Here is a 12,459-nt window from a genome sequence, read left to right as displayed (position 1 = left end):
GGCTCGTCGTCGTAGTCCTCCAAGGGGGGAGGTTGACGGGCACCAGGTGGTGTCCGCCCAGAACGCGCTGGACGCGCTGGACGGGGACGTCGACGCCGTGCGCCGGGCGCTGGCTGGACCAGGCGATCCGTGTCGTCCAGCGCAGCGGCCATGGCCTCTGCGAAGGCGGGATCGTTGTCCCTGCCCCCGGCAACCGTGGCAGGCCGTCTTCCGTACCACTGGTCCGGATCGGTCATCAGTCGCAGCAGCGCCGTGCGTGTGTCGCCGGAAAAGGTCGGCGGCGAGGACCGCCAGTCGCTGATGAACCCCTGCGCCACTGCACGCCGTACTCGGGCATGGGATGACCAGCGTGGCGCAGAAGGGTCGCCTCCGCACGGGGTCGATGTGTTCTCCAAGAGCGACCAGCACCTCGGTGATCACAGAGAGGTCCGTCTCCTCGGCCGACCAGTCGGTGAACATGTCCAGAGCGGGACCAGCGAACGCGTCCTCGTCGCTGTCGTCGGACAGATGGGTCAGCCGGAGCACCTCGGCACCGAACAATCGGCGAAATGGTCCGGGTTCGTCCGCAGCGCTGCGGCAGCTTTCCTGCTGGCTGGTCGCGACGACCAGCCAGCAGGATGGCGACACTGCTCCATGTCGTGTGGCTCTCCTGGCCGGCGTGGGCCCACGCGCGGTCCATCAGCTCCCCTCGACGAGGTCCGGACCCCGAGCGGTTCCTCGACGTACGTGAGAGGTCCTCCTGCCTGCTCTGGCCGGGATCCGCACCGTACTGGAGCACCAGGCGGTCCAGTCGGTGGCGGCGTGACGGCGCGACGGCGCCACTGGACGGCCGTGATCGAGCACCAAGGCGGCGGTCCGGGCGGCACGGTTGGGGATGTGACAGGCGGCCAGGCGTCGGCTGAGGGCAGCGGCGGAGACCTGGACGTCTGGGAGGTGGCACTCGTGTTCGCGGCCCAGCCCTGGGGAGCGGGGCGGTCGGCGAGGGTGGTGGGCAGCGGGATCGGGGTCCTGCCCAGAAGAGGAACGTCGTCCCGTCTCCGGCGGTCAGGGCGGTGGTGGGTAGGGCAGCGATCCGGGTGAGGTGTTGGCCGAACAGCAGGAGGATCGCGCCGGCGGCCCGAACGTCGAGGTCAAGGCGGGAGTCGGTGAGGCACTGGTGGAGGAGGTCCCAGTGGGAGTCTTCGTCCAGGCCGACCGGGTCAGCCTTCGGGCGGTGCGGCACGAGGCGGCCGCGGGCGTGGTGGCGGCGGAGGGCCCGAACCGCCTCCGGCCAGGCGTCCTGTGCTGCCGAAGGCGTTGATGTCCCGGCGAGACGGTCTCGCTCCGGTCCCGGGAGTCAGCCGCCGCGGAGGCCCCACTCGTCGAGGCCGCCGTAGATGTGTGCTTCCAGGCACTGCGGGGCGTCAAGGCCCACGGCCTCACCCCGGTACACGGCGATGAGCGAGTCCTTGCCCCGCCACCAGGTGTCGGTCACACCCTGCACTTCAGGCACCGGCGCGAATCCGCCGAGATCCAGTGACTCGACGGCCTTGCCCTTGATCCTTGTGACGGTCTCGGCCAGCGACGGGCATGGGCGGCCAGCGCCAGGGATTCCACCCATCCGTCCGTGTTGGCATGCAGCGGCGTCCAGTGGTGGGCATCGATGCCGAACGTACCGTCGGGGCCGATCATGAATCCGTAGGCCATGGACACCCGGCAGTCCCCTGCCGGGAACGACCAGCCTTCTGCGCGCGTCCCTTCAGGGCGGCCGGCGGCCAGGATGCGCGGACCGCCCTCGTAGAACGGAGCGGGCGGCAGGGCGAGGCCGCCCCAGCGGTCCTGGAAGGCGGAGGCCCTGTCGATCTCCGCAGCGGGGATCCCGTGCCCGAGCCACGCGTCGCGGTGTCGCCGGGTGTCCTGCCGGTGTACGCGGATGCCCTCGACCTGGACGAACCTCTGGGCCCTGCGGCTGAGGCCGGCAGGCGCGAGCGGTGCCGGGTTGTCGGCAGTCACTGGTGCTCGCGGTCACCGGCGTGGAGCACGGCCGCCGCGATCTCCCGGACGCGGTGCGGGCTGATCCCCGAGCGCTGCTCGACGGCGAGGGGATGGTCGGTGGGTTCGAGTTCGACGAAGGGGCGCTCACCGACCGGGCGGGTGTGGACGTGCGTCCTCAGGTTGAGGGTGGTGGTCGGGTAGACCGGCAGGTCGGTGGTGAGCCAGCCGAAGTACGGCTTCTCGGCTTCGCGGCCGGGAGTGTCCCACAGGTCCGCGGCCCGGGAGAAGCTCTCGCGGCTGAGCGAGACCCAGACGCCCCAGGAGAACACGTCGTCGCTGCCGAGGACCGGTATCTCGATCAGGCCCTTGACGAAGTAGTGCTGCCCACGGACCACGCACTGGTCGGACGAGAGCAAGCAATCGTCGGCGTCGGCGAAGGCCGGTTCCCATACGGCGGGGGCCTCGGCCGTGTAGTTCATCGGCAGCTCAGGGTGGTGGGCTCCGCAGCACGCGCAGGTGAACCCGAGATCACTGGTCATAGGGCTGAAGCCTAGTGATGGGCTCCGGTACCGCCTCCGGCGGGAGCCCCGCCCGCCGCCTTGCAGGGCCAGTCATCGCGCCCGGGGTGCCAACAACCGAGCTTCCACACCGTCCGAACCGTCACCCCGGCAGCCTCGGCCATCACCCCCACGTGCAGCGACGACACCGCCCCCGGCCCCTGGTCCACCGCCACAACCGACGCACCACCACACCCCGCGCCAACCGGCCGCCCTCCCCCATACCCACCAACACAACCCCGCCCTCGCCGGCCGCACGCAGGAATGGGCAACCCCGTCACAGCCACCCGCCCAACTGCTACCCGGCCTGTGGCAGCCACCTGGTCACCCCCCGACAGCCAACATCACAACTCACACCAGAGAAACCAGACACAACCCACCCGATCCTCGCTGACGACCGACCACTGCCACCAGGACACCCGCTCACACCGTCCTTGCGGGATCCGGGACGCCGGGAGGCGGGCGGGCCGGGAAACGGGGAGACTGGAGGAGAGCGTGACGCCTGACCGCTGCGGCCCGGACGGTCCGCGGCGGACGGTCCCGCGCAGGGGCCGGACCATCGACCTACGTCCGCGCGCGCCCCGGGGGGTGGGTGCCACGGCCCTGTCCAGGAGTCCCCATCGTGACGTTGACCCCACAGCGATCCGAACACCCTCGGCGCACGGCCCGACGGGCCGCGCTCCTGCTCGCCGCCGCGGCGCTGCCGGCGGCCCTGCTGGTGCCCGCGGCGCCCGCCGCAGCGGCGCCCGTGACCAAGACCTTCACCCCCGGCGCCAACCAGCGGTTCGTCGTCCCGGCCGGCGTCACCCGACTGACCGTCACCGCCACCGGCGGGCCGGGACGGTCGGCCATCGAGGGCGGAGCGGGCGGGACCGGCGCCGCCGTCACCGGCACCCTCACCGTGGTGCCGGGCACCACCTACTACGTCAACGTCGACACGGGCGGCGGAGCCGTCACCGGTCAGCGCCCCGGCGGCGGGGGCGGCGGTGCCAGTGACGTCCGCACCTGCAGCTCGGCACGCGCAAGCTGTGCCCTGACCGGCGTTCCCGGCACCGACCCCCGCCTCATCGTCGCCGCCGGCGGCGGGGGCGGCGGACGCGGCCCCAGCTTCATCGGATTCCCCGTCCGAGAGGCCACCGGCGGAGACGCGGGCGACATCGGGAAGCCCGGCGGTGAGCGACCGGACAGCGGCGGCGGGGGTGGCGGCGGAACCCAGACCCTCGGCGGCAAGGGCGGAGCCGCCTGCCCCGAGGGCTTCAGGGCCGGCACCGACGGCACGCCCGGTACCGGCGGCACGGGCGGTGGCGGATTCGGCGGGGGCGGTGGTGGCGGCGGCTGGCACGGCGGCGGCGGAGGCGGCGGCTGCTTCCTGGTCAACGGCAACGGCACCGCCGGGCCCGGCGGCGGCGGTGGCGGGTCGAACCTCGTCCCGGCGGGCGGCACTTCCGGCCCCGCCACCGGATCGGCGCACGTGTCCATCACCTACGGTTCCTGAACCGTCGTCCGTGCGGTGCACAGTACAGGTTTCGTAGCAACGCCCGACGAGGGCAAACGCCACCCCGTATGGAGCAGCAGGGCATCGGTGCCGGACCGGAACCGCGTCAAGCAGCTTTCGCAAGGCCCGGACAGAACGCTGCCGCTGGCCGCCCTTCTGCCGGTCGTGCGCGGCTCACCGCGATCGACAGGGACTGGAACTGCCCCTGGCCACTCGACCGGCAACGCCACTACCGCGTTCTGGCCGACCTGGCCGACACCGTAGCCGACGGCGTCCTGCCCGACGTCGCACCCGGCGTAATCGTGGACGGCGACGACATCGGACTATGGCTCCAGCAGCAGAAACAGCCGGCCGCCTGGGCCCGGCTCCTGCCCGAACAGCAGGACCGGCGTGTCCAGCACGACGAAGCCCGGGTGTACCGCTTCCGTACAGCCGCCGTACCGCCCGGCGCCATCGCCGCCCCAGAGCCCCGGGGCCATCAGGTGTCGCCGGTGCCCGGGACGTACCGCAGGCCGCCGTTGCTGTACAGCAGCTGACCGTTGATCCAGCCGCCCTCGGACGAGCAGAGGAAGGCCACGCGGTGGGCGCACTCGCGCGGTGTGCCCAGTCGGCCCAGGGGGGGCCTGCGCGAGCGTCTCCCGGGCGCGGTCGGTCATCCAGCCGGTGTCGACCCTGCCGGGGTTGACGGCGCCGGCCGTCACGCCGAGCGAGGCCAGTTCCCGGGCAGCGGCCAGCGTGATCCGGTCCAGGGCGCCCTTGCTCGCTCCGTACGGCAGGTTCCCGATAGTGGGTGTTCCGCCAGGCTGGTCCTTCGAAACGGCCTGAGGATGCGTTGGGTGATGCGGACCGACTTGAGGGTGGAGGGCCGCCCGAACCGAGGCCCGGCTGAAGATCGCTACCTGGACCACCGGCTTCTGCAACCCGCGCCGCCGCCGGCCTGGTAGCCATCGAGTTCGAACGAACCATCAGCGAACCGCGCGTCAAGAGCCGTCACGAGGCCCGGGCCGCATCAGGAGGGCCTCTACGAAACCCGGGGATCGACAGTCAGCGGGCGATCGAGATCGCGAAGGGCGTGAATCCGCCGGAGCGGATGACGTGCGGTACGAAGAGGATCGCGGCCTCCGTGGCGCGGGCGGTCTGGATCCCGCCGAGATCGTTGATCCACTCCTTGCGCCAGCCGAGGTCGGTGAGCAGTTCACGGACGGTCTGCTTGGCCTGCGGGTCCTCGCCGGAGAGGAACACGGTGGGCGGCTGGGTGAGCGTGGCCGGCGCGGTCATCACCGGGAAGAGCATGGTGTTGAGTGTCTTGACGACGTGCGTCTCGGGGAGCGCTTCCTGGAGTTGTTCGGCGAGGCTCGAGCCGGGGTAGAGCAGGTCGGCGGGCAGGCCGTCCGGTCCGTCGGTGGTGGCGTTGGAGACGTCGACGAGGATCTTGTCCCGCAGTTCTTCGCGCAGGGCGGTGAGCCGGTCCAGGGAGCCGGCGCCCGGGGTGGCGTTGATGACGATCCGGGCTGTCCGGGCGGCGTTGGCGGCGGCGCCCGGCGTGCGATCTGCCACGGTCACCTCGTGCCCGGCCCGGGTGAGGGCTGCGGCCAGGTTGCCGCCGACGCGGCCGTTTCCGAGTACTGCGATCTTGTTCATGCTGATGTGGTCCTCTTCTGTTTTCTTTTTTCCGGTTCTTGCAGATGGTCAACGGGAGAGCGTGGTGACGGCTTCGGCATGGATACCGGGCGCGGCGGCCAGGAAGCTCTCGCTCTGCGGGGTCCAGGGACGGCCCTCGGCGTCGGAGATCCGTCCGCCGGCCTCGGTGACCAGGAGCGCCCCGGGCAGCAGGTCCGCGCGGGCACCGGCGAACTGCCAGAAGGCGTCGATCCGGCCGGCGGCCACGTTCGTCAGGTGCAGGGTCGCGGGCACGGACGTGCGGACGACGAGCGCGTCGAAGAGCATCGCGGTGATCGAGGAGCCGACGCGCCGCACGACCTTCTCGTCCTCGTCCGGCCGGGCCTGGCTGGTGGCCACGATGCTCAGGCCGAGGTCCGCGGTCTCGGAGACGCGCAGCGGCCGACCGTCGAGGTGGGCGCCCGCGCCGGTGAGCGCGGTGTAGGTCTCGCCGGTCAACGGCAGGTGGACCACGGTGAGCACCGGCTGGTTCTCGCGCACGAGGGTGGCTGTGACCGCCCACTCCGGCAGGGCGTGCAGGTGGTTGACGTTGCCCTCGGCAGGATCCACGACCCACCACTCGCCGGGCGGCAGCGCCCCGCCGTCCAGCTCGTCCTCCACCCAGCCGGCGTCGGGGCGAAGGCGCGTGAGGCGGGGGCGCAGTATGCCGAGGGCCGTGTCGTCGTTGGCGGCGAGCGCGCGCATCAGCTCTTCGCGGTTCTGGTAGCGGACCACCTCGCCGAACCGTTCGCGGAGCGCCGAACCGGCCGCCTGCACCGCGACCGAGGTCTGGTCGAGCAGGTCGGCGTCGGAGATGGTGAGGTCAGTGGTCTGAAGCGTTCCGGACATGGTGGTACTCCCGTCTGAGCAAGGGGTGATGAAGGGGATTCCGGGCCAGGCCGTGCGTGCCGTCCTGCGCCGTGGTGACGACGCTATACACCCCCTGCATTAACATCAAATGCATGTCAAGCACGTCTGGGATTACTCCCATGCAACTGGATTTGAACCTGCTCACCGCGCTCGACGCGCTGCTGGAGGAGGGCAGCGTGGCCGGGGCGGCCGCACGCCTGCACGTCACCGCCCCCGCGATGAGCCGGAGTCTGGGCCGGATCCGGCGCACGACCGGGGACCAGATCCTGGTGCGCACCGGCCGCACCATGACCCCGACGCCCTATGCGATCGCGGTCCGGGAACAGGTGCACGAGCTGCTGCACCAGGTCCGGGGTGTGCTGGCACCGAGCCGTGAACTCGATCCGGCAACGCTGGAACGCACCTTCACACTCCGCTGGCACGATTCCCTGGTCGCCCTGAGCGGTCCCGCACTGCTCGCGGCCGTACGCGGACAGGCGCCGGGCGTGCGACTGCGCTTCGTCGCGGAATCGAGCACCGACACCCCAGAGTTGCGGCGCGGGGAGGTCGACCTGGAGGCGAACGCCAACCGCCCGAGCGCGCCAGACATCCGCGCCGAGCACGTGGGCGAAACCCGCCTCGTCATCGTCGTGCGGCAAGGACACCCCCTTACCCGCGTCAAAACCGTCACCGCACAGCAGTACGCCGCCGCTGAGCACGTCACCGTCTCGCGGCGCGGAAACCTCAGCAACGCCCTGGACGAGGCCCTCGTGCCGCTCGGCCTCACCCGCCGCGTGGTGGCGGCCGCCCCCACGGAAGCAGCCGCGCTGGAGTTCGCGCGCGGCACCGACCTCCTGATCAGCGTCCCCGAAATCACCACACGCACCGCGGCCGCCGACCTCGGCCTGGCCGTACTCCCCCTGCCGCTCGAACTCCCCTCGGCACCGGTGTACCTGTCCTGGCACCAGCGCTACGACACCGACCACGCCCACACCTGGCTGCGCGCACTGGCGCGAACCGCACTGACCGCATGCGGAGCGTCATAGTCGATCTCGCTCACTCGGTCGACTCCTGGCCGATGAGCAGGTCGAGCAGGCCGGCGGGGCGTTGTCGCCGAAGACGCGTGCGGCGAGTTCAGACGCCCATCCGAGAATTCTGCCGCGACCTGGGCCGCCGCCGTCTCGGGACTGGCGAGGATGGCGGCGCTCGATTCCTGCGGTTCGTTGAGCGCGACGTAGGTGTGGAGAACGGCGTCGGCCTCTCGATGGCCAAGTCCTCTTGCCGACTGCGACGGCAAACAGGGAACCGTCGCCGGCGGCCTCGGCCGTTGCGGGGTGGCGTTGGTCGGCGTCGTACAGGTAGGTCTCGATGGACGACGTGCCGACGTATTCGGGCTTCGCGTCGGAGAGCAGCGGCCGGATCCTCGACCAGGCGCCGTCCGCGCCGACGAGGAGGCCGGTCCTCACGGTTGGCCTGTCGGCGAAGGTCACCTCATGCCTTACGTCTCCGCGGGGGCGGACACTGGTGACCTTGTGCCCCCACTGGATCATCTCGTCGGGCAGCGGGTTGAGCAGTATCCGACGCAGGTCTCCGCTCGAAGCGCTCGCCGGGCTCGGGGTGGAATGGGCGCTAAGACTCCGCGAGGCCGCGGAGAACCTAAATGCGTCGACAGCACCCCTCGGCACCCGGCACAGTGGCCACCCGTGACGAGCAGTGAACTGTGGACCCGTGCGACCGCCGGCCGCTACGACGCCGAGGAGGCCGAAGCGTCCTCGGCCGCCGTTCTCGGACCGACCCTCGCCTTCCTGGCCGAGCTCGCCGGAGACGGCCGGGCGCTGGAGTTCGCCATCGGAACCGGACGGGTGGGAGTCCCGCTCCGGGAACGCGGCGTGCCGGTGGTGGGCGTCGAACTGTCCGAGCACATGGCAGCGGTGCTGCGGCGCAAGGTCGACGAGGGCACCCTCCCGGTAGTCATCGGGGATATGGCCACCGCCGTCGTTCCCGGCGGGTTCACCCTGGTCTATCTCGTCTACAACACCATCACGAACCTGCTCACGCAGGACGAGCAGGTCGAGTGCTTCCACAACGCCGCACGGCATCTGGAGCCCGGCGGCCGCTTCGTCATCGAGCTGGGTGTGCCGCCGCTGCGGCTCCTGCCGCCCGGCCAGGTCGCGGTGCCGTTCGACGTCTCTCAGCAGCATCTCGGCTTCGACACCTTCGACCTGGTCGAGCAGATGCTCGTCTCGCACCACTTCACCCGCGACGGCGACGACGGCCACTACCGCCGCGAGAACTCCCGGCACCGGTACGCCTGGCCGGCCGAGCTCGACCTGATGGCGCGGATCGCTGGGCTCGAACTGGAGCGTCGCGTTGCGGACTGGGACGGGTCCCCATTCACCCAGGACTCCGCGAAGCACGTCTCCGTGTGGCGCAAGCCGGCCTGAGGCCGGCCACCGGGCCATAGACGTCGGCGGCCGTGCCTGTCTTGAACTTCTACCGGGAGTTCAGGCGGCGCCAGCAGATCAGTGCGCATCCGAGGGCGAGGAAGGCTTCGTGGATGTCGTCGCGGATCTCCCAGCGGATCCGCAGGCGGCGGGACCAGTGCGGGTGGGCGAATGCTCGCTCCACGACCCAGCGTTGCGTGCCCGGGCCCGAGCCGTGCTCGGTGCCCCGGCGGGCGATCAGCGGCTTCACGCCGAGTCCCGGACGAGGCGACAGTCCAGGGCGTTCACGCTGCGAAGCTTGGCCAGAAGGACCTCGTGCAGCCGGGGCCGGACTCCGGCCTCGGTCCACTCGGCCAGGCGGCGCCAGCAGGTCATGCCCGAGCCCCTTCGTCCTTCTCGGCGTTGGTGCGGCGATTCCCATTCGTACGCTGAACGCAAGCGCTCCCGGCCTGTCAGGGCATAGGATTTCACCTCCGTGCTCATGACACGCGACTATCGAAGGGAACCCGGGGTGGGGGACTTATCGAGCGCAGCGGACGTTCAGCCCCTGGAAGAGGGTGATCCGGTCAGGCTCGGCCGCTTCCCGTTGATCGGTCGGCTCGCAGCCGGGGGCATGGGTCGGGTCTACCTGGGCAGATCACTTACTGACGGCATGCTGGTGGCCATCAAGTCTCCGCTGGCGGAGGCCGGAATCAGCACCGTGGACCGCAGACGCTTCGCGCGTGAGGTGAAGGTGGCCCGGCGGGCGGAAGGCTCGCGTACCGCGCGGGTACTGGGAGCGGATGCCGAAGCCGAGTGGCCGTGGCTCGCCTTCGAATACATTCCGGCGCCCTCGTTGGCGGAGCTCGTCATGAAGGCCGGGATCCTGGCCGGCCCTGCGGCCCGGTGGGTGACGCGTGGCGCTGTGGAAGCGGTCTGTGAGCTCCATCGGCACGGCATTGTGCATCGGGACGTGAAGCCCCAGAATCTGCTGCTGCCCCTGAGCGGTCCGCGGCTGATCGACTTCGGCATCTCCCACGCAGCCGATCTGACACGTACGCAACTGACGTTGGGCACGGTGGCCTTCACCTCTCCGGAGCAGGCACGTGGTGAGCCTTCGACAGCAGCGTCGGACATCTACTCACTGGGTGCGACGCTCTTCCACCTTCTCGTCGGCCGCCCCCCTTACCCGGCCGGTATGGAGATGCCGGCACTGCTGAGGTATGTGGCGGAGGCGGATGTCGACCTGACGGGGCTGCCCGGTGAACTCGCACCGCTGGTAAGGGACTGCCTCGCGTTGCGACCCGGCGACCGGCCGGCGGCCGAGGAGCTGGTGAACACCCTCACGGCCGAACTGGCCGAAATGCCCACCCTGGCAAGTGGTGAAGGCTGGCTGCCCAGTTCGTGGAACGTGATCATCGAAGCGTACGCGCGCCAGGGCCGCGAGCTCGCAGTCGATCCCCGGGCGGCCCTCCGTGCAGCCGACGCCTCGCCCGAGCGGCTCGCGAGGTCGGGAGGAAACCTGCCACCCCCGCCCGGCGCGGCAGCGCCTGCCGCGGAGGCCGCCCCGGTCCCGACGGCACACCTGACCACCGCCCCCGAGGATGAGAGGCCGCAACCCGACAAGCGCCTCGCAGGGGCGCGGAGCCGGGGTGAGAGTGTCTTCGTGCGGTCCGTACAAGGGCTGATGGCTACCGCGCTGTTGTTGCTCGGCGGCGTATTGGCCTACGGCTATTACCAGAACCGGCAGGCCGAACAGCCCGGGCCGATCGACCGGGCGTTCGCCGGGATCAAGGCCGGCGACTGCACCCTGACCGGCCTCGATCCTGCGGGCCGGTGGCTCGCCCCCTCACCCGAGATTACGGATTGCGGCGCTCCCGGTGCGCGCTGGCGCGTCATCTCCTCCAGCGACAAGGGAACAGCGGATCGCTGCGGGGCTCCCTACGCCGCGGTGTCCTGGAACCGGTCCAGTCGGGCAGGCACCGTCAGCCTTTGTCTCGAACGCATGTTTTATTCGGACGAGTGCGTGATCGGTCCTCAGCCCGACCCCGCAGTCCTCACCGAGGTCACGCCGCTGACGAACGCGCCCGTCTTCGCCACGACCGTCACGTGTTCGGATACCGCCCCGGCCGGCCTCGCCATTCTGCGCGTGCTGAAGTACGGGCTGTCCGATGCGGCCTGCCCCCCGCAAACACGGGTCCGCTACAGGTTTCCTGACCGGGGGAGGATGCTGTGCCTGACGACGGTGTGATCCTGCGGCCGCTCCACCGGGCAGACCCCGCCTCACTGGGCCCGTACCGGCTTCTCGGACGCATCGGCGCGGGCGGCATGGGGCGCGTCTACCTCGCGACCCGCAGCGGGAGCGAGGGGCTGTACGCCGTCAAGACCCTTCTGGTCGAAGGCCTGACGACCGACGTGGACCGGGCCCGGTTCGCCCGCGAAGTCAAGATCGCGAGACGGGCGGCCGGACTCCGAACGGCCCGGGTGTTCGACGCCGATCCGGACGCCCCTCTGCCTTGGCTCGCGACGGAGTACGTCGCAGCGCCTTCCCTGGGCGAGCTCGTGACACGCTGCGGCATCGCTCATCCCGCCGCCGTCGCCGACATCGTCGCCGACTGCGCCACCGCTTTGGAATCGCTGCATTCCGCCGGCGTGGTCCACCGCGACCTGAAGCCGCACAACATCCTGCTGACCTCCCAGGGGATACGGCTCATCGACTTCGGCATCTCCCATGCCACCGACGTGACCCGCACCCATGTCACGCTCGGCACCACCGCCTACATCGCTCCCGAACAGGCACGCGGTGAACCGGCCACAGCCGCGTGCGACATCTGGGCACTGGGCGCCACGCTCTGCACCCTGGCCTCCGGCAAACCCCCGTACCCCGATACCGGTGACCCGGTGCGCCTTCTGGCACTCGTGTCCCGGGCATCAGTCGATCTCACCCACGTCCCCGCCCCCGTACGTCACCTTGCAGAAGCGTGCCTGGCCGCAAACCCGGCCAACCGGCCCACCGCGGCAGCATTGCGCGCGCTGGCCGAGCGGTATGAAACCCCGCGCCGGTGGCTCCATTCGGCTGCAGCAGCGCCGCCCGACAGTTGGGCCGCGCTGATAGCCGACTACCAGGACGGCGGATTGGACCTCAGGGACGAGTACGCCGCCGGTCGGCCTGCTCCCGGCACCAAGCAAACACAGCGCATCGCAGGCCTGACGCCACTTGGCTGGCGAGCCGCAGGCAGCTTGATCACCAACCTCACCGTGCTGATCGTCCTCGGGGCGGCAGGCCTGCTCACGCTCGTCACCGTCATAGCGGTTCTCGTGGTCGCTCTCTCCGCTCACTGACTTGGCGAGGCGGCTGTCAAGATCAGATCTTCACGACGAGGTGAAAGTTCACGAGACCGCGACAGAGCTTGTCTACGTCAAGCCTGGACCAGAACCTTCACATGGCAGCGATTGTTCGTCCGCCAGGGCAGCAGTTGGTGAGCTTGAGGCTCATGGTTGT

The 12,459-nt window shown here is 70.5% G+C and carries 9 protein-coding genes and 3 pseudogenes; 6 read left to right on the top strand and 6 right to left on the bottom strand.

Annotated features, from left to right (window positions below; translation table 11 throughout):
- Positions 1-1,336: 1,336 nt before the first annotated feature.
- Together ACZ5D2_RS10205 and ACZ5D2_RS10200 are read right to left on the bottom strand one after the other, a co-directional pair.
- A pseudogene (locus tag ACZ5D2_RS10205) lies at positions 1,337-1,992 on the bottom strand (hypothetical protein).
- Positions 1,989-2,453 (bottom strand): DUF2199 domain-containing protein, encoded by a 465-nt coding sequence (locus ACZ5D2_RS10200; protein WP_468928579.1) that lies wholly within the window; start codon positions 2,451-2,453, stop codon positions 1,989-1,991. Before ACZ5D2_RS10200 ends, ACZ5D2_RS10205 begins: the two are co-directional and overlap by 4 nt.
- 700 nt (positions 2,454-3,153) lie before the next feature.
- On the opposite strand from ACZ5D2_RS10200, the gene ACZ5D2_RS10195 reads away from it, so the two are divergent.
- Positions 3,154-4,026 carry a hypothetical protein gene (locus ACZ5D2_RS10195; RefSeq protein ID WP_371680987.1) on the top strand — a complete coding sequence of 291 codons (873 nt, stop codon included), beginning with the start codon at positions 3,154-3,156 and terminating at the stop codon, positions 4,024-4,026.
- 68 nt (positions 4,027-4,094) lie between these two features.
- Positions 4,095-4,562 (top strand): hypothetical protein, encoded by a 468-nt coding sequence (locus tag ACZ5D2_RS10190; protein ID WP_468928513.1) that lies wholly within the window; start codon positions 4,095-4,097, stop codon positions 4,560-4,562.
- On the opposite strand, the pseudogene ACZ5D2_RS10185 reads toward ACZ5D2_RS10190, so the two are convergent.
- The 3 genes and pseudogenes from ACZ5D2_RS10185 to ACZ5D2_RS10175 all read right to left on the bottom strand — a co-directional run.
- Positions 4,505-4,814, bottom strand: a pseudogene (locus ACZ5D2_RS10185) (SDR family oxidoreductase); the annotation flags it as partial. The gene ACZ5D2_RS10190 and the pseudogene ACZ5D2_RS10185 overlap by 58 nt on opposite strands.
- A gap of 256 nt (positions 4,815-5,070) precedes the next feature.
- Positions 5,071-5,667 (bottom strand): NADPH-dependent F420 reductase, encoded by a 597-nt coding sequence (locus ACZ5D2_RS10180; RefSeq protein ID WP_468928511.1) that lies wholly within the window; start codon positions 5,665-5,667, stop codon positions 5,071-5,073.
- 48 nt (positions 5,668-5,715) lie between these two features.
- Entirely contained in the window at positions 5,716-6,534 is an 819-nt protein-coding gene (locus tag ACZ5D2_RS10175; RefSeq protein ID WP_371680984.1) for a 3'(2'),5'-bisphosphate nucleotidase CysQ, read from the bottom strand.
- 140 nt (positions 6,535-6,674) lie between these two features.
- Between ACZ5D2_RS10175 and ACZ5D2_RS10170 the strand changes: the two genes are divergently transcribed.
- Both ACZ5D2_RS10170 and ACZ5D2_RS10165 read left to right on the top strand, forming a co-directional pair.
- Positions 6,675-7,580, top strand: a complete 906-nt coding sequence (locus ACZ5D2_RS10170) for a LysR family transcriptional regulator (RefSeq protein ID WP_371680983.1) — start codon at positions 6,675-6,677, stop codon at positions 7,578-7,580.
- Between the two features lie 657 nt (positions 7,581-8,237).
- Positions 8,238-8,978: a class I SAM-dependent DNA methyltransferase gene (locus ACZ5D2_RS10165; protein WP_468928508.1), complete on the top strand. Its 741-nt coding sequence runs from the start codon at positions 8,238-8,240 to the stop codon at positions 8,976-8,978.
- Between the two features lie 49 nt (positions 8,979-9,027).
- On the opposite strand, the pseudogene ACZ5D2_RS10160 reads toward ACZ5D2_RS10165, so the two are convergent.
- A pseudogene (locus ACZ5D2_RS10160) lies at positions 9,028-9,362 on the bottom strand (hypothetical protein); the annotation flags it as partial.
- A 97-nt stretch (positions 9,363-9,459) separates the two neighbouring features.
- Here ACZ5D2_RS10160 and ACZ5D2_RS10155 point away from each other — a divergent pair.
- Both ACZ5D2_RS10155 and ACZ5D2_RS10150 read left to right on the top strand, forming a co-directional pair.
- Positions 9,460-11,208 carry a serine/threonine protein kinase gene (locus ACZ5D2_RS10155; protein WP_468928577.1) on the top strand — a complete coding sequence of 583 codons (1,749 nt, stop codon included), beginning with the start codon at positions 9,460-9,462 and terminating at the stop codon, positions 11,206-11,208.
- Positions 11,190-12,299: a serine/threonine-protein kinase gene (locus ACZ5D2_RS10150; RefSeq protein WP_468928506.1), complete on the top strand. Its 1,110-nt coding sequence runs from the start codon at positions 11,190-11,192 to the stop codon at positions 12,297-12,299. The genes ACZ5D2_RS10155 and ACZ5D2_RS10150 overlap by 19 nt, the downstream gene beginning before the upstream one ends.
- The last annotated feature ends 160 nt before the right edge of the window (positions 12,300-12,459 follow it).

It is taken from the genome of Streptomyces sp. NPDC031479, from assembly GCF_055581065.1.
The sequence above is the reverse complement of the archived record's forward strand: the minus strand, read 5'-3'. Positions and strand labels throughout refer to the sequence as shown.